Genomic DNA, 16,156 nt, shown 5'->3' with positions numbered 1-16,156 from the left:
ATTGTGGCTGCGAGGATCCGACGGGACCGCAGCAATCACACCATGTACTGCCCGCCGTTGATCGTCAGCGTCGAGCCGGTGATGGCGCCGGCCTCGTCGGCGGCGAGGAAGACCACCGCGCGGGCGATTTCTTCGGGCTCGCCGAGGCGATTGACCGGGATCAGCGGCAGGATGCTCTTCTCCAGCACGTCCTTCGGCACCGCCTGCACCATTTCGGTGTTGATGTAGCCGGGGCAGATCGCGTTCACGGTGATGCCGCCCTTGGCGTTCTCCAGCGCCAAGGCCTTGGTGAAGCCGATGTCGCCGGCCTTGGCCGCCGAGTAATTGACCTGGCCGAACTGTCCCTTCTGGCCGTTGATCGAGGAGATGTTGATGACGCGGCCGAACTTGCGGGCGCGCATGCCTTCGATCACCTGGCGGGTCATGTTGAACAGCGAGCCGAGATTAGTGTTGATGACCGCGTTCCACTGCTCGAGCGTCATCTTGTGGAAGGCGCCGTCCTTGGTGATGCCGGCATTGTTGATCAGCACGTCGACCGGGCCGAGATCGGCCTCGACCTGCTTGACGCCGGCCGCACAGGCGTCGAACGAGCTGACGTCCCATTTGTACACGGGAATGCCGGTCTCCGATTTGAATTTTTCCGCCGCGGCGTCATTGCCGGCATAGCTCGCCGCAACCTTGTAGCCCGCCGCCTTCAGCGATTTGCTGATCGCAGCACCAATGCCTCTCGTGCCCCCCGTAACCAATGCAACACGTGCCATGCGTAGTCCTCCTTGGTGGTCTTTTTACGAGCCGGAATTGTCCCGGTCTTTTGACGAAGCCTGCTCTTCAAAGTGCGGCGCGTTTTCTCACTCGATAACGCACCAGAGATGAAAATGCCCGGCGCAAGACCGGGCATTTCAGTTTTATCGATTTGAGCCGTGGTTGACAGATGAACTTTTCATCAACAACGCATCCTATCTGCCTTTTATCTGTACGCGTTTTCTTGACGCGAACCGGTACCCACTTCGCTTGAAAACGCTATGGTTCAGTCGCGTGCGATGCACATGGCAATGCCCATGCCGCCGCCGATGCACAGCGTGGCGAGGCCTTTCTTGGCATCGCGCTTCTGCATTTCGTGCAGCAGCGTCACCAGCACGCGGGCGCCGGAAGCGCCGACGGGATGGCCTATCGCGATCGCACCGCCATTGACGTTGACCTTGGAGGTATCCCAGCCGAGGTCCTTGTTGACCGCGCAGGCCTGCGCCGCGAACGCTTCATTGGCCTCGATCAGGTCCAGATCGGCGATGTTCCAGCCGGCCTTCTTCAGCGCGGCGCGGGAAGCCGGGATCGGGCCGGTGCCCATGATCTTGGGATCGACGCCGGCCTGGCCCCAGGACGCGATGCGGCCGAGGATCTTCTTGCCTTCCTTGGCGGCCTGTTTGGCGGTCATCAGCACCACCACGCCGGCGCCGTCATTGATGCCGGACGCGCTGCCGGCGGTGACCGTGCCGTCCTTCTCGAAGGCGGGCTTCAGCTTGGCCATCGCATCGACGGTGGCGCCATGGCGCGGATATTCATCGGCGCTGACGATGATATCGCCCTTGCGGGATTTGATGGTGACGGGGACGATCTCGTCATTGAACTTGCCGGCCTTCTGCGCGGCCTCGGCCTTGTTCTGCGAGTGAACCGCGAACTCGTCCTGCTGCGCGCGGGTGATCTGGTACTGCCGCGCGACGTTCTCGGCGGTGTTGCCCATGTGATAGCCGTTGAAGGCATCCCACAGGCCGTCCTTGATCATGGTGTCGACCAGTTCGAGGCCGCCCATCTTGACGCCGCCACGCAGATATTGCGCGTGCGGGGCCATGCTCATGGATTCCTGGCCGCCGGCGACGACGATTTCCGAATCGCCGTTGAGCAGCGCCTGATAGCCGAGCGCAACGGTGCGCAGGCCCGAGCCGCAGAGTTGGTTGACGCCCCAGGCCGGGCTTTCCACCGGGATGCCGGCCGCGATCGAGGCCTGGCGGGCGGGATTCTGGCCCTGCGCCGCGGTCAGGATCTGGCCCAGGATGACTTCGGACACGCGGCCCGGCTCGATGCCAGCCCGCTCCAGCGCGGCCTTGATGGCGATGGCGCCAAGATCATGGGCCGGGGTGGTGGCGAACGCGCCGTTGAAGCTGCCGACCGGGGTGCGGGCGGCGCTGACGATGACGACATCGTCTGACATGGACATCTCCTGTGAGCTTGAGGTTTCTCGACGGCGGGCGGCCGGATGGCGGGCCTGTCTCTTGGGACTATCCTGTTAACCTAGGCATCCTGTGTCAATCGGCCAGAGGGGAAAATCACGCCGCGGCGCATTCAAAATAGCGTCCTTGGCAGTTTCCATAGCAGTACCCATGCCTTGGAATTAACCGTGCCGCACAAAACGGTAGCCGAGCCGCATTGAAAATGCTTACTTTGCTGCGTTGCGTTGCTCGTCTGCCCGCCGGCGATGCCGTCGGGTTCCCCGCTCTCGGTATCGATGTGTGAGCCCCATGGCCATGGCCAAGTCAGACCAACCCACCACGATCAAGAAATACGCTAACCGGCGGCTCTATAATACCGGCACCAGCACCTATGTGACGCTCGAGGATCTCGCAGCGATGGTGAAGGATGGCGAGGATTTTCTCGTCTATGACGCCAAGACCGGTGACGACATCACCCGCTCGGTGCTGGCGCAGATCATCTTCGAGCAGGAAAACAAGGCGGGGCAAAATCTGCTGCCGACCACGTTCCTGCGCCAGCTGATCCGCTTCTACGGCGACAGCATGCAGATGGTGGTTCCGAAATATTTGGAACAATCGATCGACACGCTGACGCGCGAGCAGGAAAAGTTCCGCAAGCAGCTCACCAACACGTTCTCGGGAACGCCATTTGCGCCGCTCGAAGAACACGTCCGCCGCAACATGGAACTGTTTCAGCAGACGTTCTCGATGTTCAAGCCGTTCGTGCCGCCGCGCGGCGGCGTGACGTCAGTCGAACCCGAGAAGCTGCCGGAGCCGGCGGCTGCCGAAGACAATATCGATGATCTTCGCCGTCAGATGAAAGACATGCAGGACCGCCTCGAGCGCATGTCGAAAGAGCCGAAGAAGGAAGAGTAGTTTTTCTTCCGCGCTCCACTCTCTCCGTACGTCGTCCCGGCCTTGAGCCGGGACCCATAACCACAAATCTTTGTTGTCGCGTGAGGGCGCCTACCACCGCGCCCCATCGATGAGCCGGCGTATAGGTCCCGGCCTTCGCCGGGACGAGGAAACATTTCAACGCTACGCTGATCAACTCGCCGCCGGCAACACCGTCTCGGCCGGCACGGCCCACGGCCGCTCCGGTGATGCGAGGCCGATCAGGCGGCCCTGGATGTAGTCGCAGCCCCATTCGCGCAGCATGACCGCGGACTCTTCGTCCTGCACCCATTCCGCCACCGTCTTGATCTGCAGCCGCCGCGCCAGATCGATCAGCGTCTGCACGAAGGCGCGGTCATCGGCCGAGCGCGCGATGTTCTGCACGAAGGCGCCGTCGATCTTGACGATGTCGACACCGAGCTTGCGCAAATTGCGGAACGAGGTGTAGCCGGCGCCGAAATCGTCGATCGCGATCCGGCTGCCGAAATTCTTCAGCCTGGTGACGAAGCCTCTGATGTCGTCGATATCCTGGATCGCCACGGTCTCGGTGATTTCCACGATCAGCCGTTCGGCCACGCCCGGATGCGCACGCATCAGGGATTCGATCGAAGCCGACCAGTCCGGATCCATCGTGGTGTCGGGTGAGATGTTGAGGCTGAGCTGCACGTTCGGTGACGCCGCGAGTTCGGCGACCGCGAGTTCCAGCACGCGGTGATCGACCAGCCGGATCAGGCCAAGTCGTTCTGCGACGGGGACGATATCCGGTGCCAGCAACGCCTGGCCGTTGTCCTGCTCCATCCGCACCAGGCATTCGTAGAACGCCGGCTGGCGCGAGCGCGCTTCGACCACCGGCTCGAACGCGGTCACGATCCGGCGCTCATTCAGCGCAGTGACGATTTCATCGGTGACGCGGATGTTGACGCGGCGCTGGGCGTCGCGTTCGACATTCGGCTTCCACAGCGCAAATGATCCGGCCCGGCGGCTCTTGGCGCCATCCAGCGTTTCCTGGGCGCGGGTGACGGCCTCATCGGCGCTGCGGGCATAACGCGGGATGCTGATCGCGCCGATCGACGCCGTTACCGACACCGGGCCAGAAACGGTCGGCACCACCTCGTCACGAATACCGGCGAGAAACCGCTCGGTCGCGACATTGGTGTCGTCGACGGTGCAGTTGCGCAGGATCAGCCCGAATTTGTTGCCGGAGAATCGCCCGAGCACGTCGCCGCCGCGCAGCCGCGCACGAATGCGTTTTCCGACTTCCGCGATCACGCCATCGGCGACATCGAAGCCGAAAGCGTCGTTGACGCGCGCCAGATGGTCGATGCCGATCAGCATGAAGGCGCATGACGAACGGAAGCGCGCGGCTTCCTCGATCGCCTCGGCGAGCGCTGCGATCAGGTGGGTGCGATTGAGTTCGCCGGTCAGCGGGTCGTGCCGCGAGAGCCGCACGAGCTGCTCATCGCGGGCGCGGCGCTCATTGTCGACGCGGACGACGCCTTGCGCGCGCGCCGGCTTGCCGTCGGCGCCGGCAAACCAGCAACCGGTTTCCTCGATCCAGATCACGGGCGCGGAGGTCGAGGCCCGCACGCCATATTCGACCCGGTAGGCGACACCTTCGCCGCCGCGTGCCGGGGCGGTGTGACCCAGCGCGTCTGACCGGATCGACCCTTTCGGCTCGATCAGCTTGGCGAACGCGGCGCCGCTGGCCAGCGCTTCCGGGGCGATGTCGGTAAAGACGGAGGCGGCGTTGTCGCTCCAGGCGATGCTGTCGGCGGCGAGATCCCAGACGAACGTGGCCTGCCCGAGCGAAGCGAGGATGCTGGAGGCTTGCGGGACAGCGGACATCAAAGTCGCCTCGATTCGGGACAGCCCAAAGACAGGCACGGTGATTCTGGCTAGCCTGAGGATAGTGGTTCTATCGAATCAGAGGCTAGGCAAAGTTCATAAATAATCTGGAAACCACGTTTTACGGCTGTCGCAAACCTTGAGGGAACCAACCGGGACGCATCGGCATAGGCCTTGCGAAGAGCGAATCGCAGTAGGGCGTCACGTCCCAAAACGTGACAGTTTTAGCCGGTTCAGTGCGATGCTCGATACCGAACGATCAGAAGATATTTTGGACGTAGACGTCTCCGACGCCGACGCGCCGGCCTGTGTCGCGCTCGTGCCGGTGACCCAAACGGTGCACTGGTCGCGGAAAGCGACCATGGCGCGACCCGACCCGACCTTTCTGACCCAACTGATCGCGACCGCCGACCAGGCCCCACAGACGCGCTGCATGCGACGTGCCTCGATCGAGGATGCGCAGGCCGCCTATGGCGCACACCCGCAGGAACGCCGCAGCGTGGCACGGCGGACCCGGCAGGTCATCTGAAGCAAGAAATCTGAGCCGACGGACCGGTCAGCGCGGCGGCTTGTCCGGCGACGGTGTCGTACCGCTGCCTGGCTGTATCCCCGGCGAGGGGACTTCCGGCGAGGCCGCATGGGGCGCGACAGCCGGCGCGGACGCCGGTTCCGGGTGATCCAGCAACACTGATTCAGCAACCGATGCCGCGGGCGGCGCTGTCGCCTGTGCCGGCGCAGGCTCGGGTTTCGGCTCGGCCACCGGTGGCTCGGCCTGCGGCTCAGCTTTCGGCTCAGGTCTTCTGGCGCCCTTGGCGGACACCGCAGGCGCCACGACCGCGCGCCGCCGCGTGCGCAAGGCAAGGCCGGACAGGAAGTCGACCAGCGCAAGCGACGTCAGCAGGAAATAGGTCGAGGTGCCGAACTTCGGCCACAGCACGAATTCGGCAGCGGCCGCGCCGAACACGATCAGCGACAGCAGATGGTCGGTTAGATATTTCGCGCCGGGACGCGCGCCTTTGATGACTTCGAACATCAACAGGAAGATGCCGACCGCGATCAGAACGTCGCTCAGCGTCACCTGCCATTCCACGCCCGACATCAGCATCAGCTTCAGCAGCGGCGTGCTGAAAGCGACTTCCGGCATCAGGAAGGCGATGATGTTGTAGATCGCGAGCGGAATCAGGAGTAGCGGAAATCCGACCATGGACATCGGCGAGGCCTTACTAAAGGAAACTTGAACGCTCCTAAGGCGAAGCATCGCGCTTCGCCACCGGGAACCGTCTTACCCCATCCGTTGGCCGAATTCAGGCAGGCACGGCTGAATCGCCGCGCTAAGCCTGGGCCCGATCAGGATTCCTTCTTGGCCTTCAGAACCTGCCGGCCCTTGTACATGCCGGTCTTCAGGTCGAGGTGGTGCGGACGGCGCAATTCGCCCGAATCCTTGTCTTCGGCATAGGTCGGCTTCTTCAGGGCGTCCGCCGAGCGGCGCATGCCACGCCGCGAGGGCGATGTTTTTCTTCTGGGAACGGCCATAACGGTCCTCTAGGGGTGTTGTCGGAGGGCATCGTCCTGGTAGCGGACCGCCCAGCGCTTCAAAGCACGGGCTGCGATGCCGATAAGGCCGCGCTTATAGAGGAAGGGATGGCGTAAAGCTAGGCTTTGCCAAGGTTAAATCGGCCGAAAATTGGCTCAAAATGCACGATTTTCGCTCCAGCACCGCTGCAGCGCGGATGCATTCGCCCGCGCCATGTAGGTGCCGGCCAGACGCCGCACCCCGGGACCGGGATTACGAGCGCTGCGCCTGACCGGATTGGGCAGGATCGCCGCCAGCAGGGCCGCCTCGCGCGGCGACAGGGTCGTAGCCGAACGACCGAACGCGTATTGGGACCCTGCCTCGGCGCCGAACTGCCCGGAGGGGCCCAGTTCGGCGATATTGAGGTAGATCTCGAGAATCCGCTGCTTGGACAGCACCAGGTCGATCCACATCGCCAGCGGCAGCTCCAGCGCCTTGCGGACCACGCTGCGGCCCGGCCACAGGAACAGGTTCTTGGCCACCTGCTGGGTGATGGTGGAGCCGCCACCCGACACCTCGCCTTCTTCGTGATCCTCGATCGCATCCTGCAGCGCGCTCCAATCGACCCCGCGATGGCCGCAGAATTTGGCGTCCTCGGAGCCCACCACCGAACGCGGCAGCGCCGGCGAAATCGCCTTGAAATCGATCCATTGCCGCGACACCGGCGCGCCCTTGAGCCAGCGCCAGGCCATCAGCGTCGAGACCGGATGGCCGGTGCGATAGAACGGCGTCACCAGATACGGCAACAGCAGCAGCACCAGCAAAATCAGCAATAAGATTCGGACAAAGCGCAAATTCGGATGCTTCCGGTTCAGCCCAGCCGGCGTAAGGATCGGTCAACAGACCCCTTAATAGGTGACATCACCATGATATTTCGTGGGTTTTCCAGCGCTTTTAAGGCGCCTCAAGCCGGGAAGCGGAATTGACTGACGCCCTGCCATCAACGATTGTCCGGCAAAATTGATCTGGAGCCATTCTTAAATGACGACCGCCACTGCCGATTTCTCCACACGATTGGATCAGACCGCCGAAGATACCGAGGCCCTGCTGGCGAAGTTGCTGTCGGATACGCTGTTATCAGACGAGATCGCGCGGCCGAAGCGGCTGATGGACGCGATGCGCTATTCAAGCCTCGGCGGCGGCAAGCGCCTGCGGCCGTTTCTGGTGGTCGAGAGCTCGGCCGTGTTCGGCGTTCCGCGCGACGCGGCGCTGCTCGCGGGCGCCGCGCTCGAATGCATCCACTGCTATTCGCTGATCCATGACGATCTGCCGGCGATGGACAACAGCGACCTGCGCCGCGGCCGTCCCACGCTGCACAAGAAGACCGACGACGCCACCGCGATCCTCGCCGGTGACGGCCTGCTGACGCTGGCGTTCGACATCGTGACCCGCGACGAGATTCATTCGGATCCCACCGTGCGCCTGCTGCTGACCCGTGCGCTCGCCCGCGCCTCGGGGATCGGCGGCATGGTCGGTGGACAAATACTCGACCTCGCCGGCGAAGGCCGGTTCGGCGACCGCGAACCGGTCGACGTGGCGCGGCTGCAGCAGATGAAGACCGGCGCGCTGCTGCGCTATGGCTGCATCGCGGGCGCGATCCTCGGCCAGTCCACGCAACAGGAATATCAGGCGCTCGACGATTACGGCCGCGCGCTCGGCGAGGCGTTCCAGATCGCCGACGATCTGCTCGACGTCGAAGGCGACGCCGCAGCCCTCGGCAAGCCGGCCGGCGCCGATGCGGCGCTCGGCAAGACCACCTTCGTCACCCAGCTCGGTATCGACGGCGCCAAGCAGCGCGTGCGCGACTTGCTGGCGCGCGCGGATTCCGCGCTGTCGATCTTCGGAGCCAAGGGTGACGTACTGAAGGCCGCGTCGCGCTTCGTCGCCGATCGCAAGAGCTGACGTGCCATCGCAGAAGAAGGAACTCGACGAGCTCCTCGACCGGTTCAGGAAAAAGCCGGTTCTGCTCCGTGTGGTCTATGGGCGGCCACGCACCTTCATCGCGATCGCAGTCGGTATCGTTGCGTTCTTTTTGCTGCCGGGCTCGCTGCGGCTGGTAACGCGGCTGCTGGTCAGCTGGGACATCTTCGTCGCGCTGTATCTGGTGCTGGTTTTCACCATGGTGTTTCGCAGCGGCATTTTGCACATCCGCCGCAACGCGGCGCTGCAGGACGACGGCCGTTTCCTGATTCTGCTGCTGACGGCGCTCGGCGCGTTTGCCAGCATCGCCGCCATCGTGTTCGAACTCGGCGCCTCCAACCGCAGCGCGCCGGGGCTGGTGCTGGCGACGGTGACCATCGTCCTGTCATGGGCGGCGGTACACACGGCGTTCTCGCTGCATTACGCGCATGAGTATTACCGCGGCGGCAAACCGGGCGGCCTGCAGTTCCCGAGCGGCGACCAGCATGAGGACGCCGATTACTGGGATTTCGTCTACTTCTCGTTCGTGATCGGGATGACCGCGCAGGTTTCCGATGTCGGGATTACCGACAAGATCATCCGCCGCACCGCGACCGTCCACGGCATCATCTCGTTCGTGTTCAATACCGCGCTGGTCGCACTGATGGTGAACATCGCCGCGAGTGCGATCTAGAGCCTCAGCGACATACCTCAACATTGCCGCCGCTTGGATACGGGCCGCCCTGGGCAAACGTCTTGTATTCGAGGCGACAGCCGGCGGTCACGGAGCGACAACCGGCCTGATCGCATACGACCTGGCCGGATGCCCGGCCGGATGCCTGAGGCCTGGGCGCACTGACCTCGGGCCGCGGCCGTTCCCGCACCGGACGCTCGGGGCGATCATCGGTATCGCGCTTGGCCACCGGCTTGTTGCCGCGGCGCTTTTCGCATTCATTGTCGTCGTTCAGCACCGAACCCTGGGCGCAAGTGATCTTGCTGCAGCGGTCGCCATCGGCCCTGAAGCCATGTTCGCAGACCAGCGGACAGACGCGTGACGGTTTCAGCTTGATCACATCGAGCGCGTCGACGCTGGCCACTTTGGCATCAAGCCTGGTCCCGGCGTAGCGGTTGAACAGCGTCAGCGAGCGCTGCGAAGCCGCGTTCCAGTCGCCATCGGCAGCGCCGGTCAGGCAGCCGACTCGGCGCAGTTCGGCCTGCACCGACTTGGTGATGTCGGCCGGGGCCGATGCCGGGGGCAGGGCCGCGAGATTGACGGCCTTTTCCTTGACAGCTTCCTTGGCGGACGCCGGCGCGTCAGCCGCGAGGCGCTTCTGTTCGGCCGCCGCGGCCTGGTCCTGCGCAATCTGTTTGGCTTTTTCGGCGGCGATACGCGCCTGCTCGGTGGCCCTGACATCAGCCTCGGCCTTCGACTGCTCCGATCTCTGAGCCCCTTCGGCGACCAGCCGTGCCCGCTCCTGCTCGGCCAGCCGCGCCTTCTCGGTGGCGGCGATGCGGATTTCCTCGGCGGCGATCTTGTCGAGCTGCAGCTTGGCGAGGCTGGCATAGAAGCCGTCGGGATATTGCTTGAGGAAGGCATCGAGCGCGTTCTTGTTGCCGAGCTGCAGCGCCAGTTCGTAATCGCGGCGGGCTTCGGCCTGCGCGCTGAGCGCGGGCGCGGGCGCAGGCGCCGCGGCGGCGGGCGCCGGTTTGGCGGGGGCCGGCACCAACGGCACGTCGTCGCCGCCCAGCGAACCATAGACAAACGGCTCCTGCCGGTTGCCGGTGGTCTTGAGCACTTCGTCGCGGACAAATCCGAAAGCGCGGCGCACGTCGAGCCCCGGCGTCGCGATGTGGCGCGACAGCGCTGCTGTGAACGGGCTGTTCTGGCCGTCGCCATCGGCCGCGGTGAATCCGGCCTTGGCCGAATAGGCGATCAGCACGTTCGGGCTGCTCGGCTCGACCTTGGCGAGGCCCTGCCCGATCGCGCGCGAGGCAACCGTCCGCTTCATGGTCTTGGAAAACGGATTGTCCCGGCAGGCGTCGAGAATGACGAGCCGCAATTTCTTGGCCGGCTCGATCGCGATCAGCACGCGATCCAGCGACAGGGCCTCGTCGTAAACGTCCGTGTCGCGTTCCAGTTTTGCATCGACCGGAATCAAATAGTTCGAGCCGTCCACCTCGATGCCGTGGCCGGCGTAATAGACGACGGCGATGTCGGCGTCCCGGGCACGATCGGCGAAGTCGCGCAGCGCGCGCCGGGTTTCGGCAGCGGGCAGATCGCGGCGGGAATCGACGACATCGAAGCCGGCCTCCTTCAGCGTCGCGGCGATCTTGGCACTGTCGTTAACCGGATTGGCAAGCTGCGGGACATTCCTGTAGGCGGAATTGCCAAGCACCAGGGCGACGCGCTTCTCGGCAAACGCCGGCTGGCACACAGCCAGCAGCGATGCGGCGGCAAGCACCCATCGATGCAATTTTAGAGATCCAGATCTGAACATGACGCTTCCGGAGCCTCACCGGGTATACCTATCATGGGCATAGGGCCGGGCTTTGTGAGTTGGGTCACGAACCGCATCGACCCGGATCGCGCGGCCATTTTACCGCCAATCCGGCAAACAGGCCACGGGTTCGCCCGTTGGCCGGTCATGTTTAACGCCGGGCTCGTCCGGCCGCGCCCCGCCAATTGCTACGCCTATTCCGGGCGTTCAGCCCGGACAACGTGACCCCGGTACTGCGGCAAATCGTCGGTGATGGAGAACCAGGGCGCCTTGGAACCCACGAAGATGTGGCCGGACGGGCGGATCGAGGGAGCATCGACCAGTGTCCCCATCGCGACATGGACGAAGGCGCCATCGCGCACCACCGAATAGAGCAGGGGGAGCCACATCGCCGACAGTGCGCGTTATGACCGGCATCGTCGCCATGGATCATCACGATATCGTCACCCGCGGTGATACTGAGCCTGTCGCGCGCGATGCCGGCAAACGGCTTGAACGCCGAACCGGTGGTCCGCCGGCAATTCGAACAATGGCAATTGAGGGCATATTCGAATGAATCGGCCACGGCGTAACGCACCGCGCCGCAGAAGCATTCTCCGGTCAGAATGCGAGCATTCGAACTAACTGAACCCGTCATGATCAATTCCCTCCCGCGGTCTTGCACTCACCCGTAGCGAATTTCATCCGTTCGTGGCTTACTTCAGATCGAACAATCCTGCACCTTTGGGGAGGACTATTGTGAGCGAAGACCGATCGAGCGTCGAAGCCGTTGTCCAGAATTATTTCGACGGCCTGTACGAAGGCAATGCCGACAAGCTCGGCGCCATCTTCGACCCCACCGCCGATTTGCGCTGGGTGGAGAAGGGCGAATTGCAGGTGCTGACCGTACCGGACTGGCTGGATCGCGTGCGCAAGCGCCCGTCAGCCAAGGCCGAAGGCAAGCCGCGCGAGGACTTCATCGTCACCATCGACCGCTCGGACGAGTCGACCGCCTTCATCAAGGTGCGCTGCCAATTGCCTCCGCGTTATTTCACCGACTATCTGGTGGCGATGAAGCTCGCGGACGGCTGGAAGATCGTCTCAAAATCCTACCGCTACGATCTGCGCGAGTGATGGCTGCTTCATGAGAGGACCGATCCGTGAGCTATGACCGTTCGACCGTCGAAGCCGTGATCCAGCATTATTTCGACGCCGTCTACGAAGGCGACGTCGACAAGCTCGGCGCGATCTTCCACCCCTCCGCCGACCTGCGCTCGCTGGAGAAGGGCAGGCTGAAGGTCCTCGCCATGCCCGACTGGCTGGATCGTCGGCGAAGGCCGAAGGCAAGCCGCGTGAGGATTTCGTCGTCACGATCGACCGTTCGGACCAATCCACCGCCTTCATCAAGGTGCGCTGCCAATTGCCGCCGCTCTATTTCACCGACTATCTGGTGGCGATGAAGCTCTCGGATGGCTGGAAGATCGTCTCAAAGTCCTACCGCTACGATCTGCGCGGGTAGCCTCGCCCGTCCGCGGGTCCATCCGGACGGATTGACGTCCGAGGGGTTTCCCTGCGAATTGGGGAGATCATGGACGCCAAATTTCAGATCTTTTTGATCCTGCTCGCCGTGCTGGCGGGCACCGCGCTGCTGGCGCGGCGAATCAATGTCGCGTCGGCGATCCTGATGATGCTCGTCGGCATCGTGCTCGCCTTCGTGCCGGGCATGCCGTCGATCGAACTGCCGCCGGAACTGGTGCTGCTGGTGGTGCTGCCGCCGCTGATCTATTCCGCCAGCGTCGCCATGAGCTGGCGCGAATTCAAGTTCAACCTCCGCCCGATCACGCTGCTGGCCGTCGGCTGCGTGATTTTCACCGCCTTCGCGGTCGCCGCCGCCACGCATTACCTGATCGGGCTGCCATGGACCGTCGGCTTCCTGTTAGGGGCCATCGTCGCACCGCCCGACGTGGTGGCGCCGCTGGCGATTGCCCGCAAGCTCGGCATGCCGCGCCGGATCCTGGTCGTGCTCGAGGGCGAGGGCCTGGTCAACGATGCGACCGCGCTGATTCTGTATCGTTTCACGGTCGCGGCGATCCTGACCGGCATGTTCTCGCTGCCGAAGGCCACCGGCACTTTCGCCGTCATCGTCGTCGGCGAGTTGCTGTTCGGTCTCGCGGTAGGCTGGCTCAGCCTGCGCATGCGCCACCGCGCCCGCGATCCGCAGGTCGAGATCACGCTGTCGCTGCTCACGCCCTACCTCGCTTTCTGGATTCCCCACCATTTCGGTGGTTCCGGCGTGATCGCCACCGTCGCCTGCGGGCTCTATATGAGCTGGAACGGGCCGCTTTTGATCTCATCGGCGACGCGCCTGCAGGGCATCTTCTTCTGGGATCTCGTGATCTATCTGGTCGAGGGTTTTCTGTTCTTGCTGACCGGCTTCCAGATGCGCTCGCTGTTCGAGAAATCGAAGGCGTTCCCGCTGGACGAGATCCTGTTCGCCACCGCGCTGGTCACGGTCATCGTGATCGTCGCGCGGTTCGCCTGGGTCTTTCCTGCCATCTATCTGCCGCGCCTGCTGAACCCGCGCCTGCGGGCGCGCGATCCCAGTCCTCCATGGCGAAACACCTTCGTGATCGCCTTCACCGGTGTGCGCGGCGCGGTGTCGCTTGCCGCGGCGCTGGCGCTGCCGCTTGCACTGCCGAATGGCGACGCGTTCCCGCATCGCGACCTGATCCTGTTCGTTTCCTTCGGCGTCATTTTCATCACCCTGGTCGGACTGGGGTCAGGCCTGCCGCTGGTGGTGCGGTGGCTCGGCCTGACGCAGGCCGGCCGCGACGAACACATCGCCGAGCACGAAGCCGAGATCGCAGCGCGGCGCGAGGCGCTCGATGCCGCGCTCAAATCGCTCGATGCCATCACCGACGACCGCGAATTGACCGACGAAGTCGTCAAGCTGCTCCGCGCACGGCACGAATCCCGCACCAACCAGCTGCCAGATGCGTTCGATCCCGACGTGCAGGACGCCTCGGCGGCCGGCACCGAACTGACCCGCGAGCTGATCTCGACGGAGCGTAAATTCATTCACGCCTTGCTGCGCGACGGCAAGATCACCGACGAGACCCGGCGCCGGATCGAGCGCGACCTCGATCTGGAGGAAGCGAGTTTGAGCAATCGGGAGTATCGGAGGATTCCGTTGTAGGCCCGTATCCATCCACACGTCGTCCCGGCCTTGAGCTCAGATGCGCAATTGCGCATCGGGGGAACCCATAACCACCAGCGATCATTGTTTTAACACGCTGATCGTTGTCTTTCTTTTTCAACAACGCCCGCCGCGGCGTATGGGTCCCGGCGTTCGCCGGGACGACACGAGAGAAACAGCCCGCCCCTACTCCGCCGCGACATTCCGCCCGGGACCGCCGACGAACCCCGCCGCATCGCCGAAGCGCTCGATCATCACGGCGGTGAGGTCTTTCGTCTTGCTGGTGACGCAGGCGCCGGAGCGTACGGTGTAGCGGTCCTGACGCGCGACATGCGACGGAGCCTCGCCTTGCTGCAGCGCGCGGGCGGCCTCCATCACCAGTTTGCGGAAATGCATGATGCCCAAATCAGTCGGGCCGAGATGTTCTCGCGTCCGGTCGGCGATCGGGCCCTGGCTGTCCTGTACCGCGGCGTCCTGTTCGGAGACGCCCTTGATGCCGGTGTAGCTTTTCGTCTTCTGCAGCTTGCGATCGATCAGATAGTCGTTGGCCTTGTTGCGCAGCGGAACGTAATTCTCGTCGACTTCCGACATCACGCCGTTGCCGCGATCGTAGCCGTCGCGCTCGGCCTGCGTCAGCGGCCGCTCCGGATTCCACGCATAGGTGTAGATCCAGCAACTGGTATCGGTCACGGGGACAAAACTCTGGCCGAAGATGTTCTCGCCCGGCATCGAGCTCGGCGCATAGGCATGCACCGGCATCAGGAACTGGGCGATGCGCCAGTAGATGTTGTCGGACCCGGTGAGCCTTCCGCCGGCGACGGTGAGGCCGGCCGCGTGCGAGCTGATCTTGATCACCGGGCGCGGGTCCTCGGCGATCCAGCGCATATGGTCGGTCGCAACCCGTGTGAGCGGATTCACAAAATGCTTCTTGATGTCGAGGATCTCGTTCTCTTCCTTCTCGAAGCTCAGATGCGCGAAGGTGAAATGCGCGGTGTCGATCGAGCCTTCGAGCGCCTGCACCCAGTTGCAGTCCTGCCATTTCTTGGTGACGTAGCGGTGCGAGGCCGGCAGCAGCGCCATCTCCAGCGCCGGCAATTCCGGCACCTGATCGGCCGGGCCCATATAGGCCCAGATCATGTCGCCCCATTCACGCACCGGATAGGATTTGATCTTGATCAGGTCCTTGGCGTTGAGATCGGGATAGGAGGTCGGCATGTCGACGCAGTTGCCTGACGTGTCGAACTTCCAGCCGTGATAGACGCAGCGGATGCCGCACTCCTCGTTGCGGCCGAGCCAGAGATTGGCGCCGCGGTGCGGGCAATATTGATCGATCACGCCAACCACGCCGCGGCTGTCGCGGAACGCCAGGAGTTCCTCGCCCATGACCATGATCTTCTTCGGCGTGCCGTCGGCCTCAGGCAATTCCGCCGACAGCAGCACCGGCATCCAGAACCGGCGCAGCAATTCGCCCATCCCCGTTCCCGCACCGCTTTCGGTCAGGAAGGCGTTGTCTTCGGCGCGGAGCATGGCGTGACCTCCGGGGTCTTGTTTTGATTTTGGCCAAGCTTGGCGCAGCTTGCACGGGGCGTCAACGTCGTCATTGCGAGCGGAGCGAAGCAATCCATTCTTTCTTTCCTTTTCGCGGCGCGATGGATTGCTTCGCTACGCTCGCAATGACGGAAGATGCAGTTTCGCATTCTCGCGACGCATTGCGCCCGAGCTTTGCCAGAAACTTCCTTGCCCTCGAAAATGAGGGCGCAGGGAAGACCGGGTGCGCGCTGCACCCGCGGTCCCGTGTGCGGTTAGCACAAGAAATGCTGCACACGAGCATACAGGGCAGCGGAGAACACCCGGCCTTCCCTGCGCAATGGCTTTACGGCTTATGCCGTGCTCTCCCCGGAGACGAGTTCTTGGTTGACTCCGTCGCTGCCGTTCCCGCTTGCGCTTCTCCAACAGCTTGACGCCTGCAACGGGCGCCAGGACCACACGGTTTTGCCGTACGCTTATCCACGCCGTCGTCGAGGCGTAA

Annotated in this window: 14 protein-coding genes and 2 pseudogenes; 7 read left to right on the top strand and 9 right to left on the bottom strand. The window is 63.6% G+C overall.

Features of this window, described 5'->3' with window-relative positions; genetic code table 11:
• Nucleotides 1–35: 35 nt before the first annotated feature.
• Both phbB and JQ611_RS32660 read right to left on the bottom strand, forming a co-directional pair.
• Complete coding sequence (phbB, locus tag JQ611_RS32665) at nt 36–761, bottom strand: acetoacetyl-CoA reductase (protein WP_192736448.1); 726 nt, start codon at nt 759–761, stop codon at nt 36–38.
• 266 nt (nt 762–1,027) lie between these two features.
• Nucleotides 1,028–2,206, bottom strand: a complete 1,179-nt coding sequence (locus JQ611_RS32660) for an acetyl-CoA C-acetyltransferase (protein WP_212269862.1) — start codon at nt 2,204–2,206, stop codon at nt 1,028–1,030.
• Between the two features lie 313 nt (nt 2,207–2,519).
• On the opposite strand from JQ611_RS32660, the gene phaR reads away from it, so the two are divergent.
• Complete coding sequence (gene phaR / locus JQ611_RS32655; protein WP_212269861.1) at nt 2,520–3,119, top strand: polyhydroxyalkanoate synthesis repressor PhaR; 600 nt, start codon at nt 2,520–2,522, stop codon at nt 3,117–3,119.
• A 171-nt stretch (nt 3,120–3,290) separates the two neighbouring features.
• Here the strand turns inward: phaR and JQ611_RS32650 are convergent, their stop codons facing one another.
• Nucleotides 3,291–4,982: a bifunctional diguanylate cyclase/phosphodiesterase gene (locus JQ611_RS32650; protein ID WP_212467773.1), complete on the bottom strand. Its 1,692-nt coding sequence runs from the start codon at nt 4,980–4,982 to the stop codon at nt 3,291–3,293.
• A 241-nt stretch (nt 4,983–5,223) separates the two neighbouring features.
• Here JQ611_RS32650 and JQ611_RS32645 point away from each other — a divergent pair, with 241 nt between their 5' ends.
• Nucleotides 5,224–5,511, top strand: a complete 288-nt coding sequence (locus JQ611_RS32645; RefSeq protein ID WP_249133637.1) for a hypothetical protein — start codon at nt 5,224–5,226, stop codon at nt 5,509–5,511.
• 27 nt (nt 5,512–5,538) lie between these two features.
• Here the strand turns inward: JQ611_RS32645 and JQ611_RS32640 are convergent, their stop codons facing one another.
• From JQ611_RS32640 to mtgA, 3 genes are all read right to left on the bottom strand, one after another.
• Nucleotides 5,539–6,186: a hypothetical protein gene (locus JQ611_RS32640; RefSeq protein WP_212467797.1), complete on the bottom strand. Its 648-nt coding sequence runs from the start codon at nt 6,184–6,186 to the stop codon at nt 5,539–5,541.
• 143 nt (nt 6,187–6,329) lie between these two features.
• Entirely contained in the window at nt 6,330–6,515 is a 186-nt protein-coding gene (rpmF, locus tag JQ611_RS32635) for a 50S ribosomal protein L32 (protein ID WP_027540899.1), read from the bottom strand.
• 156 nt (nt 6,516–6,671) lie between these two features.
• Nucleotides 6,672–7,349: a monofunctional biosynthetic peptidoglycan transglycosylase gene (gene mtgA, locus JQ611_RS32630; protein ID WP_212467772.1), complete on the bottom strand. Its 678-nt coding sequence runs from the start codon at nt 7,347–7,349 to the stop codon at nt 6,672–6,674.
• Nucleotides 7,350–7,536: 187 nt separating this feature from the next.
• Here mtgA and JQ611_RS32625 point away from each other — a divergent pair, with 187 nt between their 5' ends.
• Both JQ611_RS32625 and JQ611_RS32620 read left to right on the top strand, forming a co-directional pair.
• Nucleotides 7,537–8,457, top strand: a complete 921-nt coding sequence (locus tag JQ611_RS32625) for a polyprenyl synthetase family protein (RefSeq protein WP_212269858.1) — start codon at nt 7,537–7,539, stop codon at nt 8,455–8,457.
• A gap of 1 nt (nt 8,458) precedes the next feature.
• A complete protein-coding gene (locus JQ611_RS32620) occupies nt 8,459–9,148 on the top strand; it encodes a DUF1345 domain-containing protein (protein WP_212269857.1) in 690 nt (229 codons plus the stop codon).
• A gap of 4 nt (nt 9,149–9,152) precedes the next feature.
• Here JQ611_RS32620 and JQ611_RS32615 read toward each other — a convergent pair whose 3' ends face one another.
• Together JQ611_RS32615 and JQ611_RS32610 are read right to left on the bottom strand one after the other, a co-directional pair.
• The gene (locus tag JQ611_RS32615; protein WP_212467771.1) at nt 9,153–10,952 is read right to left on the bottom strand and encodes a caspase family protein; all 1,800 of its coding nucleotides are present in this window, start codon (nt 10,950–10,952) and stop codon (nt 9,153–9,155) included.
• Between the two features lie 194 nt (nt 10,953–11,146).
• A pseudogene (locus JQ611_RS32610) lies at nt 11,147–11,589 on the bottom strand (GFA family protein).
• Between the two features lie 101 nt (nt 11,590–11,690).
• On the opposite strand from JQ611_RS32610, the gene JQ611_RS32605 reads away from it, so the two are divergent.
• The 3 genes and pseudogenes from JQ611_RS32605 to JQ611_RS32595 all read left to right on the top strand — a co-directional run bounded on the left by JQ611_RS32605 (nt 11,691) and on the right by JQ611_RS32595 (nt 14,127).
• Nucleotides 11,691–12,065 carry a nuclear transport factor 2 family protein gene (locus JQ611_RS32605; RefSeq protein WP_192736438.1) on the top strand — a complete coding sequence of 125 codons (375 nt, stop codon included), beginning with the start codon at nt 11,691–11,693 and terminating at the stop codon, nt 12,063–12,065.
• Nucleotides 12,066–12,091: 26 nt separating this feature from the next.
• A pseudogene (locus tag JQ611_RS42825) lies at nt 12,092–12,372 on the top strand (nuclear transport factor 2 family protein); the annotation flags it as partial.
• Nucleotides 12,373–12,519: 147 nt separating this feature from the next.
• The gene (locus tag JQ611_RS32595; protein WP_212467770.1) at nt 12,520–14,127 is read left to right on the top strand and encodes a Na+/H+ antiporter; all 1,608 of its coding nucleotides are present in this window, start codon (nt 12,520–12,522) and stop codon (nt 14,125–14,127) included.
• 186 nt (nt 14,128–14,313) lie between these two features.
• On the opposite strand, the gene JQ611_RS32590 is transcribed toward JQ611_RS32595, so the two are convergent.
• On the bottom strand, nt 14,314–15,654 hold the full coding sequence (locus tag JQ611_RS32590) for a Rieske 2Fe-2S domain-containing protein (RefSeq protein ID WP_212467769.1): 1,341 nt from the start codon (nt 15,652–15,654) through the stop codon (nt 14,314–14,316).
• Nucleotides 15,655–16,156: the final 502 nt, after the last annotated feature.

This window comes from Bradyrhizobium sp. AUGA SZCCT0182 (assembly GCF_018130185.1).
In the GTDB taxonomy this organism is placed as follows: Bacteria; Pseudomonadota; Alphaproteobacteria; order Rhizobiales; family Xanthobacteraceae; genus Bradyrhizobium.
This window is presented reverse-complemented; position numbering and strand designations above follow the sequence as displayed.

Bases quoted from the DNA above. Each gene is read 5' to 3' on its own strand.
- JQ611_RS32640 (WP_212467797.1), bottom strand. From the start codon at position 6,186: ATGGTCGGATTTCCGCTACTCCTGATTCCGCTCGCGATCTACAACATC.
- JQ611_RS32590 (WP_212467769.1), bottom strand. From the start codon at position 15,654: ATGCTCCGCGCCGAAGACAACGCCTTCCTGACCGAAAGCGGTGCGGGA.
- rpmF (WP_027540899.1), bottom strand. From the start codon at position 6,515: ATGGCCGTTCCCAGAAGAAAAACATCGCCCTCGCGGCGTGGCATGCGC.
- JQ611_RS32625 (WP_212269858.1), top strand. From the start codon at position 7,537: ATGACGACCGCCACTGCCGATTTCTCCACACGATTGGATCAGACCGCC.
- JQ611_RS32645 (WP_249133637.1), top strand. From the start codon at position 5,224: ATGCTCGATACCGAACGATCAGAAGATATTTTGGACGTAGACGTCTCC.
- JQ611_RS32595 (WP_212467770.1), top strand. From the start codon at position 12,520: ATGGACGCCAAATTTCAGATCTTTTTGATCCTGCTCGCCGTGCTGGCG.
- phaR (WP_212269861.1), top strand. From the start codon at position 2,520: ATGGCCAAGTCAGACCAACCCACCACGATCAAGAAATACGCTAACCGG.
- JQ611_RS32615 (WP_212467771.1), bottom strand. From the start codon at position 10,952: ATGTTCAGATCTGGATCTCTAAAATTGCATCGATGGGTGCTTGCCGCC.
- JQ611_RS32660 (WP_212269862.1), bottom strand. From the start codon at position 2,206: ATGTCAGACGATGTCGTCATCGTCAGCGCCGCCCGCACCCCGGTCGGC.
- JQ611_RS32650 (WP_212467773.1), bottom strand. From the start codon at position 4,982: ATGTCCGCTGTCCCGCAAGCCTCCAGCATCCTCGCTTCGCTCGGGCAG.
- phbB (WP_192736448.1), bottom strand. From the start codon at position 761: ATGGCACGTGTTGCATTGGTTACGGGGGGCACGAGAGGCATTGGTGCT.